Annotated in this window: 16 protein-coding genes and 1 tRNA gene; 10 read left to right on the top strand and 7 right to left on the bottom strand. The window is 70.2% G+C overall.

Translation table 11 applies throughout. The features are described from left to right. Positions 1–24 precede the first annotated feature (24 nt). From QHF85_RS14725 to QHF85_RS14715, 3 genes are all read left to right on the top strand, one after another. Positions 25–798, top strand: a complete 774-nt coding sequence (locus tag QHF85_RS14725) for a TatD family hydrolase (protein WP_281327801.1) — start codon at positions 25–27, stop codon at positions 796–798. A gap of 37 nt (positions 799–835) precedes the next feature. After that, positions 836–2,158, top strand: a complete 1,323-nt coding sequence (locus QHF85_RS14720) for an energy transducer TonB (protein WP_281327800.1) — start codon at positions 836–838, stop codon at positions 2,156–2,158. Between the two features lie 188 nt (positions 2,159–2,346). After that, positions 2,347–2,423, top strand: a tRNA-Met gene (locus QHF85_RS14715). An 881-nt stretch (positions 2,424–3,304) separates the two neighbouring features. On the opposite strand, the gene QHF85_RS14710 is transcribed toward QHF85_RS14715, so the two are convergent. The 4 genes from QHF85_RS14710 to murJ form a co-directional block, all read right to left on the bottom strand. Continuing rightward, positions 3,305–4,894: a L,D-transpeptidase gene (locus QHF85_RS14710; RefSeq protein WP_281327799.1), complete on the bottom strand. Its 1,590-nt coding sequence runs from the start codon at positions 4,892–4,894 to the stop codon at positions 3,305–3,307. Positions 4,895–4,954: 60 nt separating this feature from the next. Continuing rightward, on the bottom strand, positions 4,955–5,377 hold the full coding sequence (locus QHF85_RS14705; protein ID WP_281327798.1) for a DUF2231 domain-containing protein: 423 nt from the start codon (positions 5,375–5,377) through the stop codon (positions 4,955–4,957). Positions 5,378–5,502: 125 nt separating this feature from the next. Further along, entirely contained in the window at positions 5,503–6,105 is a 603-nt protein-coding gene (locus QHF85_RS14700; protein WP_281327797.1) for a dual specificity protein phosphatase family protein, read from the bottom strand. Between the two features lie 123 nt (positions 6,106–6,228). Continuing rightward, a complete protein-coding gene (gene murJ, locus QHF85_RS14695) occupies positions 6,229–7,833 on the bottom strand; it encodes a murein biosynthesis integral membrane protein MurJ (RefSeq protein ID WP_281327796.1) in 1,605 nt (534 codons plus the stop codon). A gap of 42 nt (positions 7,834–7,875) precedes the next feature. Here murJ and QHF85_RS14690 point away from each other — a divergent pair, with 42 nt between their 5' ends. The 5 genes from QHF85_RS14690 to QHF85_RS14670 all read left to right on the top strand — a co-directional run bounded on the left by QHF85_RS14690 (position 7,876) and on the right by QHF85_RS14670 (position 17,127). Then, the gene (locus QHF85_RS14690) at positions 7,876–9,630 is read left to right on the top strand and encodes a hypothetical protein (RefSeq protein WP_281327795.1); all 1,755 of its coding nucleotides are present in this window, start codon (positions 7,876–7,878) and stop codon (positions 9,628–9,630) included. A gap of 123 nt (positions 9,631–9,753) precedes the next feature. Beyond that, entirely contained in the window at positions 9,754–10,701 is a 948-nt protein-coding gene (locus QHF85_RS14685; protein ID WP_281327794.1) for a hypothetical protein, read from the top strand. 439 nt (positions 10,702–11,140) lie between these two features. Further along, positions 11,141–13,141, top strand: coding sequence for a transketolase (tkt, locus tag QHF85_RS14680; RefSeq protein ID WP_281327793.1), 2,001 nt, complete (start codon positions 11,141–11,143; stop codon positions 13,139–13,141). A gap of 735 nt (positions 13,142–13,876) precedes the next feature. Beyond that, on the top strand, positions 13,877–16,048 hold the full coding sequence (locus QHF85_RS14675; protein WP_281327792.1) for a molybdopterin-dependent oxidoreductase: 2,172 nt from the start codon (positions 13,877–13,879) through the stop codon (positions 16,046–16,048). A 233-nt stretch (positions 16,049–16,281) separates the two neighbouring features. Then, on the top strand, positions 16,282–17,127 hold the full coding sequence (locus tag QHF85_RS14670) for an alpha/beta hydrolase (RefSeq protein ID WP_281327791.1): 846 nt from the start codon (positions 16,282–16,284) through the stop codon (positions 17,125–17,127). A 329-nt stretch (positions 17,128–17,456) separates the two neighbouring features. Here the strand turns inward: QHF85_RS14670 and QHF85_RS14665 are convergent, their stop codons facing one another. After that, complete coding sequence (locus QHF85_RS14665; protein ID WP_281327790.1) at positions 17,457–18,314, bottom strand: hypothetical protein; 858 nt, start codon at positions 18,312–18,314, stop codon at positions 17,457–17,459. 138 nt (positions 18,315–18,452) lie between these two features. Between QHF85_RS14665 and QHF85_RS14660 the strand changes: the two genes are divergently transcribed. Continuing rightward, positions 18,453–19,898, top strand: a complete 1,446-nt coding sequence (locus QHF85_RS14660) for a serine/threonine-protein kinase (RefSeq protein WP_281327789.1) — start codon at positions 18,453–18,455, stop codon at positions 19,896–19,898. A 59-nt stretch (positions 19,899–19,957) separates the two neighbouring features. On the opposite strand, the gene QHF85_RS14655 is transcribed toward QHF85_RS14660, so the two are convergent. Next, complete coding sequence (locus tag QHF85_RS14655; RefSeq protein WP_281327788.1) at positions 19,958–20,749, bottom strand: VOC family protein; 792 nt, start codon at positions 20,747–20,749, stop codon at positions 19,958–19,960. A 224-nt stretch (positions 20,750–20,973) separates the two neighbouring features. Between QHF85_RS14655 and QHF85_RS14650 the strand changes: the two genes are divergently transcribed. Beyond that, positions 20,974–21,903 (top strand): MBL fold metallo-hydrolase, encoded by a 930-nt coding sequence (locus QHF85_RS14650; RefSeq protein WP_281327787.1) that lies wholly within the window; start codon positions 20,974–20,976, stop codon positions 21,901–21,903. 33 nt (positions 21,904–21,936) lie between these two features. On the opposite strand, the gene QHF85_RS14645 is transcribed toward QHF85_RS14650, so the two are convergent. Continuing rightward, entirely contained in the window at positions 21,937–24,477 is a 2,541-nt protein-coding gene (locus QHF85_RS14645) for an ATP-binding protein (RefSeq protein ID WP_281327786.1), read from the bottom strand. Between the last annotated feature and the right edge of the window lie 83 nt (positions 24,478–24,560).

The following is a 24,560-nucleotide window of genomic DNA, read 5'->3' as shown; positions in this document are numbered from 1 at the left end:
GCGCGCGTCGTTGGTCCACGAACGATGTTGATCGACACCCACTGCCACCTCGATCCCAACTACTTTCCCGAAGGTGAAGACGCCGTCCTCGAGCGAGCGCGCGAGGCCGGCGTCGAGGCGTTCGTCGTGATCGGCGTCGGCGAGGACCTCGGTCCGGCGCGCTTCGCCGCGGGCCTCGCCGCGCGGCGGCCCGACGTGTGGGCGTCGGTCGGCCTGCACCCGCACGACGCGCGTGTCCTCGACGGCGCGATGGAGGACGAGCTCGAGCGCCTCGCCCGCGAGCCGCGTGTCCGGGCCGTCGGCGAGATCGGGCTCGACTACCACTACATGCACTCGCCGCGCGAGGCGCAGAAGGAGGTCTTCCGCCGGATGATCGCGCTCGCGCGGCGTGTCCAGAAGCCCATCGTCGTGCACACGCGCGAGGCGGCTGAGGACACGATCACCGTCCTCGAAGAGGAAGGCGCGCGTGAGGTCGGCGGCATCATCCACTGCTTCTCCGAGGATCGACCCTTCGCCGAGCGGGCGCTCGCGCTCGGCTTCGATCTCTCGTTCTCGGGGATCGTGACGTTCAAGAACGCGCGCGCCATCCACGAGGTCGCCGCGTGGGCGCCGTCCGATCGGATCCTCGTCGAGACGGACAGCCCGTACCTCGCGCCCATCCCGATGCGCGGCAAGCGCTGCGAGCCCGCGTATGTCGTGTACACGGCGCGGCGCGTCGCGGAGCTCCGCGGCGAGAGTTTCGACGAAGTCGCAGCGCGCACGACGGAGAACGCGCGCCGGCGCTTCGGCCTCGCGTAGCGCACGCAAGGGCGCCGAGACGAGGCATACTGGAGGCGTGCGGGGCATCGACGGACAGAGGCTCGTCTCCGCGAGTTTCTTCTCGCTCGCGGTGCACCTCGCCCTGCTCGCGACCGGCGGCGCTCTGCTCGCGCGCGCTTCACGCGTGGAGTCAGGCCTCGCGCTTCGAGGCCTGCGCGCGCCGCTCCGCGACGAGGTCGTGGAGATCGAGCTGCCCACGCTGAGCGAAGGATCGATCGCGGGTGAGCTCATCGAGCTGCCGGCGGTCCTCGTTCCGCGCGGGGGAGGGGAGGCCGAGCCGCGCCCCGATACGGGCGAGCGCGGTCTCGGCGGCACGGACACGGCCGCGGCGCGCGCGACGAACCTCGCCGATCGGCAGGACGATCGCGCGCTCGTGACGGAGGTGCCCTCGCGGATCGATCGCACGCAGGTGCAGCGCATCGACGCGGGTGAGGCACGTGCTTCCCGCGAGGATCGACGCGCGAGCCGTGATCCGATGGAGCTTACCTTCCTCGCGAGTGGTCGCTCTGGCAGTCGACCCGAGCGCCGCACGTACGCCGTGCACGATCCGTCCTCGGGTGGTCTTCGCGCCGGGCGCGCCACGCGGCGTGGAGGGGCGCTCGGCGCCGCCGCGCTCCCGCCGGACGGCGTGGAAGCCGCGCGGCCCGTGGGTGGCGCGGAGGAGGGCGTGACGGCGCCTTCCGAGGGCATCGGCGCGCGGGACGGGGCGGCTGGGAAGGATGCGCGCGCGAGCGCCGAGGTGCCGCTCGCGCGCCCCTGGGTGACGGCAGGTACGCCGTCCGTGCCCGCGGATCACGAGGGGCGACCCACGGACAAGGTCGACAGCGAGCAAGAGGTCGCGCTCGCGCTCCAGTCGATCGTGCACGCGAGCACCGCGGGCGGCGCGCCGGGCGGCGGGGTTGGTGGGCAAAACGGGCCCACGGCGCCGGGCTCGGGCGGCAGCGCAGGCCCCGGCTCCGTCGCCGATCCGCTCGGCACGGGCCGCGGCGCGGGCCTCGACGCGAGTGCGCTCGACAAGCGGCGCATGGACTACGTGCGTCGCGTGCTCGCGCGGATTCATCCGCTCTGGAAGGACGCGTTCCCGCGCTGGGCGATCGCGGAGGGGCGCGGCGGCACGGTCGTCGTGGCGTTCGTCATCCGCGCCGACGGCAGCATCGCGAGCGCGCGCGTGGCGCGGCCGAGCGGCATCCCCGAGTTCGACGAGAACTGCCGGCAGGCGGTCTTGCGCGGCGCTCCCTTCGAGCCGCTCCCGCGCGAGCTCGGGCCCACGTTCGCCTGGTCGATGCCGTTCGTCGCGAAGAACCCCGCGGTGCGTCCCCCGGATCCTGCGCGCCCCTGACGCGCGGAGAAATGTGAAGCTTTCAGGACGCTTCGCGGGTCGGACCGGCGGGCCGAAGGACAGCGCCTTCGGCCTCCTCCTCACCGGCCTTTCGCGTGGGTTTGCCCACGCTCTTCGCGAGAAAGCCCCCTCGACGGATTGCCCGCTTGACAGGTCCGTCGGCCGTCGACATAGTGCGCGCCGCTTCCGCCGAAGTAGCTCAGTTGGCTAGAGCAGGCGTTTCATACGCGCCGGGTCGGGGGTTCGATTCCCTCCTTCGGCACCAGCTTCAACCGCTCGACGACACGGGAGACGCCGTGCTCCCGCGTCGAGCTTGACTCGCACCCGAGCGAGCGCCCGTTGCGCGGGCGCTGCTCGTGCGGGTCCGGCTTCCCGCCGCCGACTTCCGCGACGTCGAGGCGCTCTTCCGGGGCGCCCGCGCCGGGGCCGCCTTGGACGCCGTCGTGCGCTGTCCGGCGGCGCTGCGCGTCGTCGCCTTCTTCGCGGACGAGCGCTTCGTCGCGGCAGCCTTGCGCGTCGTGGTACGCGCGGCCGATTCCGTTCGGGCTCCTGCCTTCGTCGCAGCGGCGCGCTTGCCGGCGGTCTTCGCCCGCTTCGCCGTGCCCTTTGCCGTCTCGGAGGCCTTGCGTGCCGTTGTCGCTCCGCGCTTGGCTGCGCTCTTCGTGCGCGTCGTCGTCGTCTTGGAAGCCATGGTTCGTCCCTCTGCCGCCGCGGGATTGAACGCGATCCGGTCGTCGGACCACGCGTTTCCTCCGCCGTCGCCTCTCTTGCGAGCGAAGGGCGCGGTGACGTGCGTGCTCGTCGGCAAGGGTCGTGCCGAGCTCGTCGAGGCCCGCGCGCGCTCGCTCGGCCTCGGCGTGAAGCGAGCTTCTTTGCGCGCCAGAATGCGCGTTTCGCGCGTGTTGTTCGGGAGAATCGAGCCTTCGGGGTGGCTTCGTCGGGAGCGTCGCAGAGACGCACGGGGCGACGCGAGACGCAGCGCGGCGCGCGGGGTCCGGTGTCACGGCCGGGGGCAATCGCGATCCGCGCGGACAGCGTGCGAGCAGGGAACGCACAGCCTGCTCGGTGGCCTGTCACGCCGCGGGACAGTCGTGCGGGAGCGGGGCGGCGACGAGGCTCGGCTTGTCCGAGCGTAGCGCCCGAGCGCTAAGGCCGAACCACGACCATCGTCCCTTCGCCCATCGCGTCGGTCACGCCGTGCCAGCCCTCTGGCAGCTCCGGCCCGGACCAGTGAAAGAGCCTGCGCGCGTCGACGGGCGAGAGCGCGACAGCATGGAAAGTCTGCGCCTCCCCCAGCCCATCGCCCCAGTACGTGCCCGCGAGCGCGTACCCCGGCTCGAACTCCATCACCCAGGGCGCGTCGGCGACGTCGAAGTCGCCGTGCACCTCGCGGCTGTCGAGCGCCGCGGTCACCAGTTTTTTACGAATCCGGAACGTCCCGCGCGCGGTCGACGCGCTCTCGGCCGCTTCTTTCAGCACGTCGCGTCCCGACGAGATCAGCGTGGCGTAGACCGGCTTCTGCCCCTCGTAGGCCGTGAGCGTCTGGTTGGCCAGGCTCACGTCCAGCCACTTCTGGTCGCCCTTCGCGAAATCCGGAAACTTCGTCCTGCGGACGATCACCACGAGGTCCTGCGCCCGCAGCCAGTAGCCGTCGCGCGACTGTTCGAAGCGCACGCCGTTCACCGTCCGGAACTTCCCGCTGAGCGGCACGGCCGTGCGCCGCTCGAGCTCCTCGTCCTCGTCCGGCTCGGCCTCGCCCTTCTTGAGGTTCCAGGCCGTCACGCCGGCCTTGTGCACGAAGGCCACGGGCAGCCCGAGCTTCTCCACGTCGAGCCCGTGCCACGTCGTCCCGAGGGCGGGCTTCAGCCTGTCGATCGCGACCACCTGCCCCGACGGCGTCACGCCGAAGCGCCGGCCTTCGCCCGGGTTCGGCGCCACGGGCGCGACGAACGACCCCGCGAGCGCCACGCCGCTGCCCTTGCGCAGCACGCCGCCCCGGAGGTCCGCGACGCGTGACGCGAGCGGCGCGAGCGGCGCCACCGCGGGCGCGGGGAACGCGAAGAACGAGCCCACCGTGCGCTTGCCGGCCGCGTCCGCGCCGTCGACGCCCGGCATCAGCACGGGCGGGCCTGCGGGCACGCCTCGCGGATCCAGGGGCACGTCGTTCGCGGCCGCGCCGAGCACCTCGGCGTCGAGCGAGCCGCGCTTCGTGAGGTAGCGCTTCAGATCGGGCTCCTCGGTGGTCTGCTCGGCCGGCATCGGCAGGCGCGTGTAGAGCGGCACGCCCTCGGTCCGCGCGCGGCCGTAGCGGTAGGGCAGGGGGCGCGAGAGATCCGGGCCGGGCGGCAGCGCCGCGGCGAGGGACGGATCCGTCGTCGCGGCCTCGCCTGCGCACACGAAGCCGCGCGGGCGGACGACGAACCAGCCAGCTGGGCATTCCCTGCGCGTGAACGCCTCCGAGGAGCGCGCGATCACGGCCCCTGCGCGGAGCTCCCCGAGCGGCTTGCCCTTCGTCGAGGGCCGGTCGTACACCACCGTGCCGCTCTGCAGGACGACGAGCTTCGGCCCATCGGCCGGCGGCGACGGCACTTCGGGCGGGGGCTCCTCCGTCGGCTCGCCCTTCGCGAGCGCGGGGGCGCCTCCGCCCTTGCAGCCGAGGGACACGAGCGCGAGCGCGGTGAGGAGCGGGAGCCCGAGGCGCGTGGACCGGTTCGAGCCGGGGCGATCGTCATGCATCGAGGCGACGCATGCCAAAGGTCGCGCCGATGGGCCAACTTGCGGGCGAAGGCGTTCGGGCTACCCGCGCTCGCGGGCCGCTTCGTCGCCGAGCCAACCTGCCAGCGTGGCGACGCCGAGCGCCATGATCGAGAGCGCCACGCTCGCCGGCGGCGTCGGCCCTTCGGGGCGCACGGCGCGCAGGACGAGGCTCACTGCGAACGGGAGCAGCGCGCAGATCGAGAGCCACAGAAACAAAAAGCTCAGATCACGCGCCCGGGATCCCGGCCGATACCGGTCGTGCTCCCGCGCGAAATACGCGGACGACAGGGAGCCGCTCACGAGTCCTCCCGCGAGGTTCACGGCGGCCGCGACGCCCCAGACGTGTGCGCCGGAGAGCATCGCGACGACGTCGAAGCCGAGGGAGATCGCGAAGAAGACGAGCGGGAGGACGATGAGCAGCGTGTGCACGTCCCCGCGGCCAGCGTGCGCGATCGTTCTCATGAGGTCTCCGGGCGGGGGCGCTCGCGCCTCCCAGAGCCCTCGATTGGAAGGCCCGTGCCAGCGCGTGGTGCTCGCGCGCGCTGCGCCCGTGATCTCCGTGTTCCTTGGTCTACGTGTTCTTCGGACTACGCGTTCTCCGCGCTCACCCGGCCCCCGCGTGCCGACACGTACGCGTCCACGAAGCGCCGCTGCCCCTCGCGCAGCGCGACGCGCCTCCGCGCGCGGATCCACGCGATCGCCTGCTCGACGCTCATGCCCTTGTGAAGCGCCAGGTAACATACGACGAGCGCGACGCTCCGGCCGACGCCGCTTGCGCAGTGCACGTACACCCGGTGCCCGGCGGCGATGTGCGCGGCGAGGAACGTGATCGCGCGGTCGGCGTCTTCGGGGCTCGGCGCGTTCATGTCCCAGCAGGGGATCTGCAGGTAGTCCATGCCCGCGGCGCGCAGCGTACCGAGCGGCTCGACGAGCTCGCTCGTCGCGTTCACCACCGCGCGCACGCCCAGCCGCTCGAGCTCGGCGACGTCACTCGGCACGAGAAAGCCGCCGAGCAGGATCTCCGGCGTGACCCACGTCCGCCAGGCTCGATCCGGCGACAGCTCCGTCAGGGTGCGGCGCGCAGCCAGGAAGACGTAAAACGCGGCGCGATAAGGGTGGAAGAGCGCAGGGTGCAGAGTCTTACCAGGCGTCACCCCACGTTCTTGCAGCGTCCAGCGCCTCTCCGCCATCGGCTCTTCCTTGCATCGACCGCATCGCGGTCGATGCACCAGAGGTCCAGGGCTGTGCCCTGGTTCGGGTCCAGGGGCGAAGAGCCCCTGGTCGGGTCCGGGGTGAAACCCCGGCGAGACCCCTCAGCGTCGAGCTCGCCGCAAAAGCGAGCGCACGTCGAAGAGCCCGAGCACCGGGCAGAGCACCACGAACGCCGCGCCGAACGTCCCGAGCGAGAGCATTGCGCCGATCGTCGTGCCCTGGAGCGACGCGGGCAGAATCGAGCGTACGAGGACACCTCCGCCCACCGAGAGCCCGCCGAGCAGCGCGATCCGCCCTGCGCGAATCGCGCCGAGCCCGAGCCCTCCGATCGACCGGGACAGCCGGATCCCCATCGCGCACGTCTCCACCCAGCCTGCGATCACCGCGCCGAGCACCACGCCGAGCACGCCGAACGGGCGCATCAAGACGAGCGCGAGCGCTGTGCTCACGACGACCCGCAGCACCGCGAACCGCGCCGGCGTCCGCGTGTCGCCGAGCGCGTACGCCGTCGTCGTGAGCACGCGCCCCGCCGCGTTTCCGAGCAGCGCGAACCCGTACGCTGCGAGCAGCGGCTTGACCCGCGCCGTTGCTTCTTGATCGAACGTTCCCGTCTGGAGCAGCAGCGCCACGAGGTCGCCGCCGAGCAGCACGAACACGAGCGTCGCCGGCACGGTCAGCACGGCGATCCGGGCGAGGGACGCGCCGAGCCGCGCGCGCACGGCTGCGTTCCTCTTCTCGACGTCCTGCTCGGCCGTATCGCGGGAGAGCTCGGGCAGCGCTGCCGCGGCCTCGCCCGTCCCGAGCACGCTCATCGGCAGCAGGTAGATCGTCTGCGCGTAGCCGAACGTCGCGTTCGCGCCCGTGCCCAGAAAGCTCACGAGCAGCGTGTCGACGAGGCCCGAGATCTGGATGATCCCTCGACCCACGAGCGCGCCGGGCAGCCGCGCCGCGGCCTCGCGCACGTGCGGATCCTTCGCGTCGAAGCTCGGCGTGATGCTGCCGAGCAGCTTCCGCGCCGCCGGCAAGAGCACCACGAGCTGCAAGAGCGCTCCCGCGAACGCGCCCCACGCGAGCGACGTCGCGAGCGCGCCGCCCCGCTGCCCGAGCCACGTCCCTGCGAGCACGAGCGCCGCGATCTGCGCGAGGCTCCAGACCACGGGCGCCGCGTACGGCAAGAAGAAGCGCCGGTGCGCGTTCAGCACGCCGAGCCCCCACGCCGACAGCACGAGCAGGCCCGTCATCGGGAAGACGATGCGCACGATCGTCGCCGTCCCCGCGAGCTTCTCCTCGTCGAACCCCGCGGCTACGAGCCACGACAGCCACGGCGCGAACAGCACGCCGAGCGCCGACGCCGCCACCACCACGACGAGCAAGAGGCCGAGCGCCGACCGCGCGAACCGCGCTGCCTCCTCGCTCTTCCCTTCGCCGCGCAGCCGCGCGTAGAGCGGGATGAACGTCGCGGAGAGCGTCCCTTCGCCCATCAGGTTCTGCGTGATGTTTCCGACGCGGAACGCGGCCGCGAGCATGTCCGCCCAGGCCGATGTCCCGAAGTAGTGGGCCATGACGCGCTGCCGCACGAGCCCCACGAGCCGCGACAGCACGATGCCCGCGGTCACGAGCGCCGCCGAGCGCGCGCCGCCTCCTGCTCTCGGAGGAGCTTCCTCGCGGCCTTTCGTCCCCGTCGTCGCCGGATCGACGCTCTGCACGGGCCGCTTCTACCCCAAGGAGGCGCAAGCTAGAATCGCAAGATGCTTGCACCTCCCGTCTTCCGTGGGTTTTTCGCCAGCCTTCGAGCCTCGTCCGCCGGACTTCTCCGGTCCTCCTCGTTCGGCGCGATCGCGCTCGTCACGCTCGCCGCCTGCGGCGCGACGACCCGCACCGAGAACACCGGCACCGGCGGAGAAGGCGGCGACACCTGGGGCCAGGGCCCCGGCGTGGGCGGCGCAGGCGCGGGCGGCGCGGGCGCGGGCGCAGGCGGATCGGGCGTGGGCGCGGGGCCGAACGACCTCCAGTCCCTCGAGCACATCGACCTCGGCGACATCGCGCTGAACTCGCTCCAGCCCTTCGAGGTCCCCGACCGTGCGCTCGGCCTCACGGTCGCGGTCGGCGCGGCCGACGTGAACGACGTCGTGGGCATCAGCCGCCTCCGTCCTCCCTCGGGCGAGCCGGTCATCTTCAACTACGCGATGCCCGGCAAGAACAACCTCGCGTTCGCGAGCTACGGCTGGGTCGGCGGCGCGAACCCGCAGTCCGACGCCGCGAACGCGTGGCCCATGCAGCAAGGCCAGTGGCGCATCGCGCTCGGCGACGACGACGGCTCGGTCACGAGCGCGCACGTCGACGTGTGGATCCGCCGCACGAAGGACGGCCTCTTCCACGGCGGCGTCGTCGACGTGAACGTCTTCCTCGCGCCGAACGCGACCACGCAGAACTACGTGAACGAGGTCCTCGCGGAGATGTTCGTCGACTACGCCGGCCTCGGCCTCGGCAAGGTCACCTTCCTCCCGCTCGCCGCGAGCTTCACGACCGTCGACGACTACGGCGAGTACCGAGACCTCCTCGCCTCCTCGGCGGGCGTCGGCGGCACGCCGGCCTTGAACCTCTTCGTCATCGGCAGCTTCGGCTCCGAGTTCGGCCAGGCCATCGGCGTCGCAGGCGGCATTCCCGGCAGCCCCGCCCTCCACGGCACCACCATGAGCGGCGTCGCGTACATGCCCTCGGGCAACCCCCAGTACGACGCGACCGTCCTCCGCCACGAGGTCGGCCACCTCTCGGGCCTCTTCCACACGACCGAGTACTCCATCGAGGAGACCGATCCGCTGAGCGACACCGTCGAGTGCCCGACGTCCGTCATGCAATCGAACCCCGACACCTGCCCGGACGTGACGAACACGATGTTCCCGATCGCCTACGGCGCGCTCGAGCTGACCGAGGCGCAAAAGCGCGTCCTCCACGGCAGCGCCCTCTACCGCGGCATCCTCGAAGAAGGCGGCCAGCCTGCGCCCCCGGAGCCGGCGCCCACCGGCGGCAAGTTCACCGCGCCGCTCCCGCCCCTCGCGCCCGAGCCCCCCTTCGCCCTCGCCGCCACGCGCCGCCCGAACAAGCCCCTCCCGGCGAAGCCCACGACCCTCGAGCGCGTCCTCGGCGCCGTCTGGTGCGCACACGGCAAAGCCGACTACGAGGCCCTCGCGATCCGCGTCGCAGGCCGCGCCGCACCCAGCACGCTGCGCGCGCTCGTCATCGACGACAAGGCCTCCGAGCTGATCCGCGCCCGCGCGCTCGGCGCCTACGTCCGCATCTCGCAAGGCGACGAGCGCGCCCGCGCCCTCACACTCGCAGAGACCCTGGCGACCCGGGAAAACGCGAGCACCGATCTACGCGTCTCCGCGCTCCGCTCGCTCGCTCGGTTCGCCCCCTCGGCAGCACGCCGATCCGCTGCAACGACAGCGCAATCCGGAGATCCGGTCGTCCGGTCGGTCGCTTGGAGTCTGCGTGGAAAGTGACAGAGATGCTGTCTTTTCGGCGCTCGGGCTTCGTGCTACGACAATCACGGCGTCGGGGGAAGATGCAGAGGTCACGCGCGTGATGAGTGGTTTCGCAGTTCCCTCGGATGGAGGTTGGTCCAAGTGAGCGGAGAGCCGCAGCTGCTCCCCTTGCGGATCTGCCTGGTCGACATGAACAACGGGCATGTCAACCAGGCGATGCGCTGCCTGCGCGGCATCGTGTCGACCTTCTTCGACCGCGTCCGCCGCCACAACCCAGGCCTCGAGTGCGTGCTCGGCGAGGTCTCCCCGCGCGACACACAAAACCCCGTCCCGCGCGACTACGACCTGTACATCTCGACCGGCGGTCCAGGCTCCCCCTACGACGGCGACGGCATGCCGTGGGTCACGGACTATTCAGGCTTCCTGGATCACGTGGTCGACTCGGCCATCCGCGGCGGCGAGCAACAGAGCGCGCTCTTCGCGATCTGTTACTCGTTCGAGATGGTCGTCCGGCACTTCCGCCTGGCCGCGGTCGTGCCCCGCACCGAGCGCAAGTTCGGCGTGATGCCCATCTACACGACGCCAGAAGGCCAAGCCCACCCGCTCCTGCGCCCCTTCGGCGACCGTCTCTTCGCCTTCGAGCACCGAAGCTGGGAAGCCGTCGACCTCGACGAGCGCCTGCTCGAATCCCTCGGCGGCTCCCTCCTCGCACGCGAGAGCCGCGACGGCATGTCCAAAGGCCGCGCCATCCTCGGCCTCGACGTCACCGCAGGCGTGGAGTCCGTCCAGTTCCACCCCGAGGCCGACCGTCCCGGCGTCATGAACTGGGTCTCACGCCCCGAACAAGCCGCCGCCTTCAAAGCCGCCTACGGCGAAGTCACCTACCAGGCAATGCTACGCACGCTCGACGACCCACGCCGTCTCGCGCGCACCTACGCGCTCGTGATCCCCGGCTGGATGTCCCGCCGCTTCAACATGCTCGCGCAATTCCGCGGCTACGTGGAGCTCCCCCCGCCCAGCGAGAGCCAGGCCGACATCTTCGCATCCCCGCCCATCCAGGACCGTCCCGCGCAAGCCGCGTCGGCCTGAGGGGAGGAGATTGGGGCGTTGCCCCAAACCCCAGAAGGGGGCTGTCCGCCCCCTTCACCCCGGACCAAGCGCGGCCTGGACCGAGGGCCGAGAAACCGCGCGATGCGCGGTTTCTCGGACGGGCCTGTGGCAAGACCACGAGCGGCGTCTCCAGCAGCGCTGCCCCCCTCAGCAGACACGTCGACCCTGCGGTCTTGGCTGGCCAGCCCGTTGTGGTCTTGAACGGGCCCGTTCGATGAACTGCGCGTTGCGCAGTTCATCGACGTTCGGTCCAGGCCGCGCCTGGTCCGGGTCCAGGGGTGGACAACCCCTGGTCGGGGTTCGGGGTGAAACCCCGGCGCTACGTCGTGGTCGACATCGCGCCCTCGCGCGGCGTTCCACCCGCTCGTCTGCTTTCCTTCCGGCCTGATCTCGCCTAGAGACGCGCGCGGAGGAACCGATGCACATCGACGAGTCGACAGTGAAGAAGGCCGTCCACACGATCCAGATGCTCGCGGTCGACGCCGTCGAGAAAGCGAACTCGGGCCACCCCGGCGCGCCGATGGGCCTCGCCTCGATCGCGTTCGAGGTCTTCACGCGGCACCTGCGCTACGACCCCAAGGACCCGAGCTGGCCCGATCGCGACCGGTTCGTCCTTTCGGCGGGGCATGCGTCGATGCTCCTCTACGGCCTGCTCCACCTCGCGGGCTACGACCTCTCCCTCGACGAGCTGAAGCACTTCCGCCAGCTCGGTTCGCGCACGCCCGGCCATCCCGAGGTGCACCTGACGCCCGGCGTCGAGGTCACCACCGGTCCCCTCGGCCAGGGCATCTCGACCGCCGTCGGCATGGCCGCCGCGCTCAAGATGATGGAGGCGCGCTTCGGCTCGAACGAAAACGTCGCCACGGCGCGCGTCTTCGGCATCGCCTCCGACGGCGACCTCATGGAGGGCGTCTCCGGCGAGGCGTCGAGCCTCGCAGGCCACCTCGGCCTCTCGAACCTCGTCTTCTTCTACGACGACAACCACATCACCATCGACGGCAAGACCGACCTCGCCTTCAGCGAAGACGTGGGCCTGCGGTACGAGGCGTATGGCTGGTTCGTCCAGCGGATCGACGGCCACGACCACGCGCAGATCCGCGCGGCCCTCGACGCCGCCGTCGCCGAGCCCGCGCGCCCCTCGCTCATCGTCGCGCGCACGATCATCGCGTACGGCTCGCCGGGCAAAGCGAACAGCTCCAAGGCCCACGGCGAGCCCCTCGGCGCCAAGGAAGTCGAGGCCACCAAGAAGGCGATCGGCTGGCCCACGGAGCCGACCTTCCTCATCCCGGACGACATCCGCGCGATCTTCGCAGCGCGCGCCGCCGAAGGCCGCAAGGCGCACGAGGCCTGGAAGGAGGCCGTGCGCGCGATGGAGCAGAAGGACGCCGAAACCGCAGCCCTCTACCGCCGCCTCCTCGCGCGCGAGGTCCCCGAGAACCTCTTCGACGAGCTCGTCAAGGCAGCTCCGCGCAAGGACGCCGCCACGCGCCAGAGCGCCGGCATCATCGAGCAGCGCGCCGCCGCCCTCGTGCCCTCGCTCATCGGCGGCTCAGCCGACCTGAACCCCTCCACGAAGACCTACATCGAGGGCTCGCCCGCCATCAAGAAGGGCGACTTCTCCGGTCGCAACATCCACTTCGGCGTCCGCGAGCACGCGATGGGCGCCTTCGTCAACGGCTGCGCCCTCGCCGGCGGCTTCATCCCCTTCGGCTCGACCTTCCTCGTCTTCGCCGACTACATGCGTCCGGCGATCCGGATGGCCGCCCTCTCCGAGCTGCACAGCATCACCGTCTTCACGCACGACAGCATCTTCCTCGGCGAAGACGGCCCAACGCACCAGCCGATCGAGACCCTCTGGTCGCTCCGTCTCATCCCAAACCTCGACGTCGTGCGTCCCGCAGACAGCCTCGAATGCGCAGCCGCCTGGGCCCACGCGCTCCTTCGCCGCTCGGGCCCCACCGCACTCGCCCTCACGCGCCAGAAGGTCCCCGAGCTGCCGCGCCCCGAAGGCTTCGACCCGAAGATCATGCTCCGGGGCGGGTACGTGCTCGCCGACGCCGCCACGAACCCGCCGGCCGTCGTGGTCATCGCCACGGGCTCGGAGGTCTCGCTCGCAATGGAGGCGAAGAAGATCCTCGAAGCCGAAGGCGACCGCGTACGCGTCGTCTCGATGCCCTGTCTCGAACAATTCCTGCGGCAAGATCAGGCCTACCGCGAGGAAGTCCTGCCCCCGGGCACGCCGCGCGTGGTCATCGAAGCAGGCTCGACCATGCCCTGGCGCGCCCTCGTCGGCGAACGCGGTCTCGTCATCGGCCGCGACGACTTCGGCGCCTCCGCCCCCGACAAAGACCTCGCCAAGGCGTTTGGCTTCGTGCCCGACGTCGTCGCCGGCAAGATCCGGGCGCTGCGGCGGGGCTGAGCTGAGCCGCCGCGCCGGGGCTCTGCCCCGAACCCCGCGGGGGCTGTTCGCCCCTCGACCCGAACCAGGGCCAGCCCTGGACCTCAGGGGGAAGAACTGCGCGATGCGCAGTTCTTCCCACAGGCCGTCGCTGGTACCGCGTCGCCACTTGAACCGTCAGCGCGGCTGTCTCGGTTGGCAAGCCGGTGGCAGGTCTTGCCACGGGCCTGTTCGATGAACTGCGCGGAGCGCAGTTCATCGACCCCGAGTCCAGCGCTTGCGCTGGTCCGGGGTGAAGGGGGCGGATAGCCCCCTTCTGGGGTGCGGGGCAACGCCCCGCCGCGTTGGCGCATCGCCCAAAGACCCTCCTGGCAGCCTGGCGCCTGCTTGGCGCCTCGCCGAGCACCTTCCGACCTGCGCCGACCCCCCGTTGGCGCTGCGCCAGGCGTCACCCTGGACGCGCCGAGCCCTCGTTGGCGCTGCGCCAGGCGTCACCCTGGACGCGCCGAGCCCTCGTTGGCGCTGCGCCAAGTGTCCTCCTGGATGTGCCGACCTCTCGTTGGCGCTGCGCCGGGCTGGACCTGGTGTGCGCTGACCCCTCGTTGGCGCTGCGCCGGGCGTGACTGGGGCGTGCGGAGCCCTCGTTGGCGCTGCGCCATGCGCGTCCCTGGACGTGCCGACCTCCTTTGCCGCTTTTTCGCCCTTTTTTGGTAGGATGCCTCCCCATCCGGACGGACCCGGACCAAGGAGTGCACCATGGGGGCGACGGTTCATTTTCGCACGTGCAACGTCTGCGAGGCCATGTGTGGCATGCGTGTCGCTGTCGAGGACAACCGCGTCGTCGACATTCGTGGCGATCGGGACGACGTCTTCTCGCGTGGCCATATCTGCCCCAAGGGCCCGGCCATGCGGGAGCTCCAGGAGGACCCGGATCGCCTCCGCTTCCCTATGCGGCGCACGGACGCGGGCTTCGTCCGCGTGAGCTGGGACGAGGCGCTTGCCGAGGCGGGCGAGCGCCTGGCCGCCCTCCAGCGCGAGCATGGCCCCGATTCCGTGGGCGTGTACCTTGGCAATCCTGCGGCGCATGGGCATGGCGCGATTCTCGGCGCGAGCTTGCTCGGAATGGCCCTCGGCACGAAGAACCGATTCGATTCGAACAGCCAGGACGCCAATCCTCGCATTTACGCCGCGCTCCAGATGTTCGGCGACGCCACGAGCTTGACCATTCCGGACATTGACCGCACCGATTATTTCCTCGTCTTCGGTGCGAATCCGGCGGCCTCGGGTGGCAGCATCATGACCCTCGGGGACGTTCGGGGCCGCCTCTCTGGCGTCCGCGAGCGCGGCGGCAAGTTCATCCTCTTCGACCCGCGCAAGACCGAGACGGCCGCGTACGCCGACGAGCACCATTTCATTCGCCCCGGCTCCGATGCGGCCCTCCTCCTCGGAATGCTCCACGTCATCTTCGAGGAAAAGCTTTACGATGGCGGCGCCCTCGCCGACATCGCCGACGGCGCCTCCGAGCTTCGGGCGATCGCTGCGCGCTTCTCCCCCGAGCGGATCGAGGGGCCCACGGGCGTCCCGGCCCACGTCGTGCGCCGCGTCGCCCGTGAATTCGCCCGGACCCCGCGCGCCGTCGCTTATGGCCGCATGGGCCTCACCACGAGCGCCTTTGGCCCGCTGTCGAGCTTCCTCGTCGACGCGCTGAATGTCGTCACGGGCCATTTCGATCGCCCGGGCGGCGCCATGTTCACGACGCCCGCCGTGGACGTCTCGCGGGTCGCGCGGATGATCGGCCTGGGTGGTCACGGCCGATTCCGCTCACGGGTCCGGGGCTTGCCCGAGGTCGGCGGAAACCTCCCGGCCACCACGATGGCCGAGGAAATGGAGACGCCCGGCACGGGCCAGATTCGCGGCCTCGTCGTCATCGCAGGCAACCCCGTCCTCTCGGTCCCGAATGGCGAGCGCATCGGAAAAGCCCTGTCGAACCTCGATTTCATGGTCGCGGTCGACATCTACCGCAACGAGACGACGCGCCACGCGCACCTCCTCCTGCCGCCGCGCTACGCGCTCGAGCGCACCCATTACGATCTGCTCTTCCACACGCTCGCGGTCCGCAACACGGCGAAATGGTCCGCGCCGGTGATCGAACCCCCGCCGGACACGAAGGACGACGTGGAGATCCTCGTGGACCTCGCGGCCCGCCTCCTCGGGAAACGAATCACCCCGTCGCCCCTCGGCGCCGCGGCCGAGCGCCTCGTCGGCCTCCTGAACAAGCTCGGCGCCGACGGCCTGATCGACCTCCTGCTCCGCGTGGGCCCCTATGGGGATCGATTCCTCCCGTTCTCGAAGGGCCTCAACCTCGAAAAACTGAAGAAAGCCGAACACGGCGTCGACCTCGGCCCGCTCCGGCCGATGTTCCGCGAGCGCGTGCGCACGAAAACCGGAAAAGTGCGCCTCGCGCCGCCGGAGATCCTCGCCGACATCCCGCGCCTCGAACGATTCCTGGACGAAGCGACCGCCGCGAGCCTCGTGCTCATCGGCCGGCGGCACATGCGGACGAACAACTCGTGGATGCACAACGTCCCGTCCCTCGTGAAGGGCCCCGATCGCTCGATGCTCCTCGTGCACCCCACGGACGCCGCGCGGCTCGGCCTCGCCTCGGGCGCACGCGTCCGCGTCCGGAGCCGCGTGGGCGAGGTCGTCGTCGCAATGACCGTGACGGAGGATGTGATGCCCGGCGTCGTGAGCCTGCCCCACGGCCACGGCCACGCCGCCGCAGCCGATACGATGCGCATCGCAGGCAGCGTTCCAGGCGCAAACGCGAACGCAATCACGGATGATCTGTACGTCGAGCCGCTGACGGGGACCGCCATTCTGAATGGAGTGCCCGTGACGGTGGAGGCGCTATCTCCCGTCGAATCCTGAGCGTCGGTTTTCGCTGGGGGGCGCTTCGCTGGGGCGTTGCCCCAGGCCCCAGCAGGGGCTATCCGTCCCTGCACCCGGACCAGCGCAAGCGCTGGACTCGGGGTCGATGAACTGCGCAATGCGCAGTTCATCGAACGGGCCAGGTCAAGACCGGGGGCGCCTCTGCCGACCAAGGCGGTCGAGGGGATCGCCGGCGTCGGCGTCACGATCCGCGTCCCTCGCGCGAAGAAGGCATGATGTTTCGATCGTCCGCCCCCTTCGTGTGTGTGCTGCTGCTCGTCTCGTCGGCGTGCGACGCGGCCCGGTCCGACGCCGCTCGCGCAGGCGCACCCGTGGAGCATGCGCCCTCCGCCAAAGGCTCGTCTGCGCCCGCGGCGACCGCGCCCGCGGCGGTAGCGCCTTCCGCCAGCGTGTCGCCAGAGGCGGCGAGCGCGGTCCCGCCGCCGCCGCCGCCTCCGTCCGGCCCGGCCATGGTCGAAGCGCTGCCCATGCCGGACGACCTGCCGATCGCGCTCGTGAAAAGCGCGGACGGCAAGCCACCGCGAATCGTCTTCTTGCCAGGCATCTGCTCGAACGCAGGCGCCTACCTGTGGGGCTTCGCCGAAGCCGCACGCGCACACGGCGGCGCAATCGCGATCGACGGCGACCGGCCGTGCGGCAATTCGCGTGACTTCCACAGCATCACCAGCGACCCGAAACACGAAGGCCCTCGCATCCGCGCAGCCCTCGCGGCCGCGGGCCACACGTCCCCGGATTCGGCGGACGTGGTGCTCGTCGGTTATTCCCTCGGGGTCACGCTCATCGAGAACCTGGTGAAGGAGTCTCCCGAACGCTGGCCCCACGTCGTCTTGATCGGAGCGTCACACGCTCCTCGCCTCGACCGGCTGAAGGGCATACGCAGGGTCGCGACGATGTCGTGCTCGCTCGACGTGCCTGGGCGGATGAAGGCCGCCGCCCGCATGTTCGAGGGCGCGAGCATCCCGGCGAGGTACTTCGAGATGCCGGGCTGCACGCACGGAAACATCGCCGAGGGCAACGAAATCTTCTCCGACGTGTTCGACTGGCTCGAAGCGAAGTGACGTATCTGGGGGCGCTTCGCTGGGGCGTTGCCCCAGGCCCCACCCGGGGCTGTCCGCCCCGGGACCCGGACCAGCGCCCGCGCTGGACGGAGGGTCGATGAACTGCGCTTCGCGCAGTTCATCGAACAGCCGGGTCAAAGACCCGCAACGACCCTGCCAACCAAGACAGCCGCGCTGACGGCTCTACCGGCAACGCCGTCTCACCGGCCTGTGGGAAGAACTGCGCATCGCGCAGTTCTTCCCCAAATGGTCCAGGGCTGGCCCTGGTCCGGGTCGAGGGGCGGATAGCCCCCGCGGGGTCCGGGGCAGCGCCCCGGCGCGGCGCCTCCTCAGGGCATCGCGGTTCCCTTGCATTGCTCGCCGTCGAAGAGCGGATCGATCGGGCCGCAGGCCATCAGCTCGCATTTCAGCGACTGGCACTCGAGTGGGCTCTGGCAGGCGGAGCCTTCGACTTTTGCCTCGGTGCAGACCTTCGTGGTTGCGTCGCAATAGGCGTTGAGGCCGCAGGAGAGCTGGATCGGGCTCGGCGTGCAGGCGTCGCCGAGCTTCCTTGCCGTTTTGCACAGGCCCTCCTGCGCCAGGATGTCGTAATCGCAGTAGAGACCCTGGTCGCAGACTTCCTTTGTGTCTCCCCCGACCTTGCAGACTGCGTCGAGCGGCAAGAATCGCGTTGCCGAGCATTTTTTCGTATCGTCGTCGCAGGCGACGATTTCCCGCTTTTCGACCGAGGAGGCGCATTGCGCGTCGCGCTCGCAGTTCGAGCCTTCCGTCAGCTTGCCTGCGAAGACCTTCGAACACGGCTCGAGGTCCTCCGGCGCGTTGTAGTAGTCGGGGATCGTCAGGAAGCACTTGTCTGCGTAGGGCTTCATCGCTGCGACGCAGGCGTCGATGCTGTTTGCGTCGAAGGTCATGAGGCCTGCTTCGACGTCGGCGACGTTCTTCTCGCAAACTTCGGTCTCGTACGTGATGCACGCGGCCTCGTCGTAGCCGTCGCCTTTCTCGCAGCACGGCTTGCGCACCTCGCAGAGTTGCGGTGCGATTTTCGCGCACACGTTGTCGAGCGTGTACTTCGGCGGTGGCGGTGTTTCGCCGGTATCGTCGCTGCATGCGGCGAGGCCGAGGAGGAGCGTTGCGGCGAGGGTGGGGAGCGTCAAGAGAAGTTGGGAGATGGGCCTTTGGAAGATCATGGAAGCGAGGATCGCATGGGGCCTCGGCGCGGTACAAGCCCCGAGGCGCGCGAAGTCGCTTGGCGAAGGGGCCCGACGCATGGAAGAATGCGCGCCGATGATCGCGACTGTTTGCACCTATCGCGGGTTTGAGGCCTGATGAGTACGCCGAGCCCCGGGGATGTCCTCTCGGGAAAATTTCGGATCGAGCGGGTGCTCGGGGAGGGTGGCATGGGCGTCGTGCTTGCCGCGCACCACCTCCACCTTGGCCGCACCGTGGCCATCAAGCTCTTGCAGCCCGAGGCCCTGAAGCACCAGGAGATCGTCGCTCGCTTCGCCAACGAGGCGCGGAGCGCGAGCCGCATCCAGAGCGAGCACGTCGCGCGTGTGCTCGACGTCGGCACGCTCGACACGGGCGAGCCGTACATGGTGATGGAGTATCTCGAGGGGTCGGACCTCTCGAAGCTCGTGAGGCGAGGCGGCCCGCTCGCGGTCGAGGACGCCGTCGAGTATCTGCTGCAGGCGTGCGAGGCGCTCGCCGAGGCGCATGTCGCGGGGATCGTGCACCGCGACCTGAAGCCCGCGAACCTGTATTTGACCCGGCGAGCGGACGGCTCGGCCTGCGTGAAGGTGCTCGATTTTGGCATCTCCAAGGCGGCGCTCGTCGGCTCGTCGCCCGAGGCGCAGCACATGACGCAGACGCAGAGCGTCCTTGGCACGCCTGGGTACATGGCGCCGGAGCAGCTTCGTTCGGCGAAGCACGTCGATCCGCGCACCGACATCTGGGCGCTCGGGGTCATCTTGCAGGAGCTCTTGACGGGCAAGCTCGCATTCCAGGGCACGACGGTGCCCGAGGTCTACGCCGCCATTCTCGGCAGCCCCCCGGATCCCTTGCGAACCTTGCGCCCGGATGCGCCGCCCGCGCTCGAAGCGGTCATCCTGCGTTGCCTCGAAAAGGACGCTGCGCGGAGGTTCGCGAGCGTCGGCGAGCTCGCGGCGGCGCTCGTGCCGTTTGCGCCGCCGCGGGCGCGTTTGTCCGCCGAGCGTATTGGTCGGATCACGGGCGTCGCGCTCCCGCCGGCCGGGGCGGCGCCGCCCCAGCCGGGCGGCTCGGTCGCGCCGCCGGGCCCTGGTCCTTCGATGCAGGGCGGCGTCGCGCCGACGATCGCGGGGACGGGGTATGCGACGGGCCCGACGGTGGGGCCGGGGCATGCTGGATATGGCGTGCAAGGGCCGACGCCGCCGGGGTATGGCCCGCAGGGGGCGACGCCGCGGGGATATTCTTCCCCGTCGTTGCAAGGGTATGGCCCGCAGGGGGCGACGCCGCAGGGATACCATGCCCCGCCGCAACAAGGGTATGGCCCGCAGGGGGCGACGCCGATGGGGTATGGCCAGCAGGCGCCGCAGCAGCCTTATGGGACGGCGTATGGCGCGCAGCCGATGGCGCCCGCGGATCCGAACAAGGGCAAGATGCACCCCTCGACGATCGCGCTCATCGCCGTGCTGGGGCTGATTGTCGTGACGTTCGGCGGATGCCTGACGTGCGTGTGCGCCGCTGGCGCCGCGGATGGGGCATCGAATCAGAAAACGGGACAGGCGCGGTAGGAAGACGATTCCCTCACCCCGGCCGCTCTCCCTTTCGGGAGAGCGACGGGGGAAGCGAATCAGGCGGCCATTGCGGCGTCGGAGAGCTTGATGATGGAGAAGGGCGCGCCGTAGGGATCGGCGACCACGGCAATGCGGCCGTACGTCGTATCGAACGGCCCGTGCATCACCTTCCCGCCGAGCGCCTTGATCTTCTCACACGCGCCCTCGGCGCTGTCGACGGCGAAGTATGGCATCCAGTGCGGCGGGATCGAGGCATCCCACTGCTCGTTCATTTGCATGATGCCGGAGACGGCCTTTTCGCCCTTGTGGAGCGTGTAGTACGTCATGCCGGGCATCTCCATCGCCATCTTCCGGGCCTCGACGTCGAGCGCCTTGCTGTAGAACGCCGCGGCTTTCTCGCTCTCCCGCGTGGCGACCTCGCACCACGTCATCGCGCCGTGCTCGTCCACGACCTGCGCGCCTTTGTGATTGCGGCCCTGCCAGAAGCCGAAGACGGCGCCCGTCGGGTCGACGCAGACGAGCATCCGGCCGGCTTCCATCACGTCCATCGGCCCCATCATCACCTGGCCGCCGAACTCCCGGACCTTGGTGGCGCTGGCGTCGGCGTCCCTGGTATCGAAATAGACGCTCCACGACGTCGGGTAGGGCGCGTCTTCGGGGCGCTTGCCCATGCCAGCGGCGTTTCGGCCGTTCTTCTGGCACATCGTGTAGTACATCGTCTCGGCGGTGCCTTTGATGAAGGTCCAGCCGAACAGCTCCCCGTAAAACGTCTGCGCCCCCTCGAGGTCCGGCGTCATGAGGTCGAACCACGTGGGTGTCCCGGCGTCGTGCTGGTCGACGTTGCTCATCGGTCTTTTTCCTCCCTATCGCGTTTTCGTGTTCGAGGACGGACGAACCACCCCCGCGCGCATGAGGGCATGGCTTACACGCACCTCTCGGGGCGCGTCAACGGGAAAGCGGCGCGCGTTTGTCCGAGGGTTTGTCGGAGTCATTGCGCTGGCACTGTGCCAGTGGGCCAGCCTCCATGACGGAGCGGAAGCCGGACGCCCGGCGGTCTGCTAAGCTACCAGGCATGAGCTCCTCGCGCCTCGTCACGATCGACTGCGATTACCTCGGGCCCGGCGTCGCCGCTGCGTATCTCCGCGTGGAGGGCGACGAAGCGGCATTCGTGGAGACGAACACCACGCACGCGGTCCCCCGGCTGCTCGCGGCGCTCGATCGCGAGGGGATCTCGCGGGAAGCGGTGCGGTGGGTCATCGTCACGCACGTCCACCTCGATCACGCCGGCGGCGCGTCGGCGCTGCTCGCGGCGCTCCCGAACGCGACGGTGCTCGCGCATCCGCGCGCGGCGCGCCACCTCGTCGACCCGTCGAAGCTCGTCAAGAGCGCCGAGGCCGTCTACGGCGCCGCGCGATTCGCCGAGCTCTACGGCACCATCCTGCCGATCGACGCGGCCCGCGTGCGGTCGCTCGAAGATCGAGAGAGCGTCTCGCTCGGCGGCGCGACGCTCACGTTCGTGCATACGCGCGGACACGCGAACCACCATTTCATCGTGCTCGATCCCGCCCGGGAGGCCGTGTTCACCGGCGATACGTTCGGCCTCGTGTATCCGCACCTCCAGCGCGGCCGCCGCCTCGCATTCCCCTCCACGAGCCCGACCGATTTCGACGCGGAGGCGGCGCACGCGAGCATCGAGGTGGTGCGAACGTCGGGAGCGCGGCGCGCGGCGCTCACGCATTTCGGCGAGATCGAGGATCTCGACGTCGTGGCCACGCAGCTTCATCGATGGATCGACCTCTCGGCGTCGCTCGTCGAAGCGGCCGTGCCGCTCGCCCCGGCCGAGGCGGAGGCCATGATCCGGCAGGCGCTCGAAAAGGAGATGAAGCGCGCGGCCGAAGAGGCGGGGATCTCGCTCGACGCGAAGGATCACGAACTCCTGGAGCTCGATCTCGCGCTCAATGCGCAAGGGCTCGCGTACGTGGCGTCGAAGAAACGCGCATAGCCGCCGATCGAGGGGCGGCGCGGCGGGATGGCTTCACCCGTTCGCCGCCGCGGCCCGGTCCTGCCCATCGCGGCCTGCCAGGCATCCGATGGCGGTGAGGAGCTCCATCACCTGGATCGGCTTCGCGACGTGCGTCTGGAACCCGGCGCGCCGCGCCTTCACGCGGTCGTCGTCCCGGGCGAGCGCGGTGAGCGCGACCGCCGGCACGTGCCCGCCGCGCTCGGGCGGCAATGCCCGCACCCGGCGGATGAGCTCGTAACCATCCATTCCCGGCATCCCGATATCGCTCACGAGCACATCGATCGGCTCCTGTTCCAGAAGCCTCAGCGCTTCCTCTCCCGACGCCGCGGTCGTGACGCGCGCGTTGTGGTTTGCGAGCAGCGTCGCGACGAGGTCCCGGGCGTCCGCGGTGTCGTCCACGAAGAGCACCGAAATACCGCGAAGATCGGAGACGTGGCAGCGCGCCTCGCCGCTCGCCGAAGACGGTTCCTGACGGCGGTCGCCGCTGTCTTCCTCCGGGGCGCGCGTGACGTGGAGCGGCATCTCCACGGTGAACGTCGCGCCTTTCCCCTCGCCGGGGCTCGCCGCCTGCACCGTGCCCCCGTGGAGCTCGACCAGGTTCTTCACGATGGACAGCCCGAGGCCGAGCCCGCCGTGCCGCCGCGTCGTGGATGCGTCGGCCTGACGAAATCGCTCGAAGACGTACGGTAAGAACTCGGCGGGGATGCCCTGTCCGGTGTCGGAGACCGTGATTTGCACGTGATCGCCGCTGCTGGAGAGCGTCACCCGCACCTTTCCACCCCTGGGGGTGAACTTGATGGCATTGCTGAGGAGGTTCCACACCACCTGCTGCAGCCGATTCGGGTCGCCGCGCACCACGCCCGCGAGGGGGCTCAGGATCTTCTCGACACGAATGCCCTTCGCCTCCGCCGAGGGGGCGACCGTGGCGGCGGCGGCGCCGATCACCTCGCCGAGGTCCACCGGCTGCACGTCCAGCCGGACGTTTCCGGTGATGATCCGGCTCATGTCGAGCAGGTCCTCGATGAGCTGCACCTGCGCGTGGGCGCTGCGGTCGATGATCGCGAGTCCCTTGCGGAGGCTCTCGTCCATGTCGGAATCGGAGATCCGCCTGCGGAGAATCTGTGACCATCCGAGGATGGCGGTGAGCGGCGTGCGTAACTCGTGGCTGACCGTGGAAAGGAATTCATCTTTGAGGCGGCTCGCCCGCTCCGCCTCCGCGCGCGCGATCCGCTCACTCGAAAGGAGGTGCTCCCGCTCGCTGTCGGCCATTTTCCGCGCGGTGACGTCCAGGTTCACGCCCGCCAGGCGCACGGCCTCGCCGTGCTCGCAAATGACATTTCCGGCCGCCGCGATCCATCGCGACGTGCCGTCGGGGCGGGTCAGGCGGAACTCGACCTCGTACCGGCCCTCCATTCTCACCGCCCGGCTCGCCGATTCATGGATGCGCGCGCGGTCCTCGGGGCAAACCGCGGCGAACATGGTCGAGGCGGGAATGGGCACGGAAGGTCGCATCCCGTAGAAAGCCGCGCAGGTCTCGTCGAGGATCACCGTGTCGTGCCGGATGTCCCACGTCCAGAAGCCCACGCCTGCAGCGTCGCCCGCCAGCCGCAGGCGCTCTTCCCTCTCGCGCAGCGCCTCCCGCCCCCGCCGCTCGTTCGCGATCACGGCCAGGATCTGCATGGTAATGGCGATGCCCCCGAGGAACTGCTGGAGGAGGATGAACGCAATCGACGGCCCCGGCCCCCCGTGCTTCGTCGCGGTGGCCACGAAGGAGCCGTAGCCCATCGTCGTGCCCCACACGGCGATGGCGGCGATCGGCACCATCGTCGTGGCCGCGCCCCGCACCCCACACGCCAAGGCCGACCACACGAGCCCACAGAAAATGAGGGAGGGCCATAACAGCGGCGAGTCGGTGGGACCAAAAATCAGCCAGGCGGCCCCGCTGGCGCCGGCCGTGCTCAGCACGAGATGCAGCCACCAGGCGCGTTCGTGCGGGATCGGCTCGCCCCGCGCCCAGGTCAGGACCAGCGGCGCCATCACGAGGATACCGGAGAGGCCGCCCATGGAGACATTCAGCCAAAGAATCAGCGATTGCCCGGGGCCGGAGTCCAGCGCCGATCCGATCGAAAGGGTAAGCACGACGGCGGCCACGGCAGCGCTCGTGAGGGCGGCGGCGAGGAAGGTCAGCACGTCGCGCAGGTGGGTCAGCGAGGGGTCCGACCGAGTCCAGCGGAATACCTTCGCACCGGCGACGGAGGCAAGGCTGTTCCCGGCGGCAATCGCGACCTCGACCCACAGGGGCAAGGAGGACCGATGGAGGAAGGCTGCGGCGAGCCTCCCGATGAACACCGCCGGCCACAGCCGCGTCCCGCCGAGCACGAGCCCGGCAAGCGCGACACCTGCGGCCGGGAAGACCGGGGAGGCGGCGCCGCGGATCGTCGCCCAGCGCAGCCCTAGATCGGCGAGCACGCAATAGCTCGCGGACAGGGCGATCGCAGGGCCGAGGGAGCGGACCCAACCCTTTATCCTGGTCCGCGCATCCATCGCGCGCATGATACGACTCTATGTAGCGCATGCGGCAGGGGGGGCTAACCAGCGCCGATCCGCCAGGCGCATCCGGCGCGCCACGGCGCCGC

Source organism: Polyangium sp. 6x1, assembly GCF_029946515.1.
Classification (GTDB): Bacteria; Myxococcota_A; Polyangia; order Polyangiales; family Polyangiaceae; genus Polyangium.
Note: the sequence above shows the minus strand (reverse complement) of the source record. Positions and strands in the feature narration are given on the sequence as shown.

Excerpts from the sequence above, each read along its gene's own strand:
- tkt (WP_281327793.1), top strand. The coding sequence starts at position 11,141 with ATGCACATCGACGAGTCGACAGTGAAGAAGGCCGTCCACACGATCCAG.
- QHF85_RS14655 (WP_281327788.1), bottom strand. The coding sequence starts at position 20,749 with ATGAGCAACGTCGACCAGCACGACGCCGGGACACCCACGTGGTTCGAC.
- QHF85_RS14705 (WP_281327798.1), bottom strand. The coding sequence starts at position 5,377 with ATGAGAACGATCGCGCACGCTGGCCGCGGGGACGTGCACACGCTGCTC.
- QHF85_RS14670 (WP_281327791.1), top strand. The coding sequence starts at position 16,282 with ATGATGTTTCGATCGTCCGCCCCCTTCGTGTGTGTGCTGCTGCTCGTC.
- QHF85_RS14665 (WP_281327790.1), bottom strand. The coding sequence starts at position 18,314 with ATGATCTTCCAAAGGCCCATCTCCCAACTTCTCTTGACGCTCCCCACC.
- QHF85_RS14650 (WP_281327787.1), top strand. The coding sequence starts at position 20,974 with ATGAGCTCCTCGCGCCTCGTCACGATCGACTGCGATTACCTCGGGCCC.
- QHF85_RS14700 (WP_281327797.1), bottom strand. The coding sequence starts at position 6,105 with ATGGCGGAGAGGCGCTGGACGCTGCAAGAACGTGGGGTGACGCCTGGT.
- QHF85_RS14675 (WP_281327792.1), top strand. The coding sequence starts at position 13,877 with ATGGGGGCGACGGTTCATTTTCGCACGTGCAACGTCTGCGAGGCCATG.
- QHF85_RS14710 (WP_281327799.1), bottom strand. The coding sequence starts at position 4,894 with ATGCATGACGATCGCCCCGGCTCGAACCGGTCCACGCGCCTCGGGCTC.
- QHF85_RS14725 (WP_281327801.1), top strand. The coding sequence starts at position 25 with ATGTTGATCGACACCCACTGCCACCTCGATCCCAACTACTTTCCCGAA.
- QHF85_RS14690 (WP_281327795.1), top strand. The coding sequence starts at position 7,876 with ATGCTTGCACCTCCCGTCTTCCGTGGGTTTTTCGCCAGCCTTCGAGCC.
- QHF85_RS14645 (WP_281327786.1), bottom strand. The coding sequence starts at position 24,477 with ATGCGCGCGATGGATGCGCGGACCAGGATAAAGGGTTGGGTCCGCTCC.
- QHF85_RS14660 (WP_281327789.1), top strand. The coding sequence starts at position 18,453 with ATGAGTACGCCGAGCCCCGGGGATGTCCTCTCGGGAAAATTTCGGATC.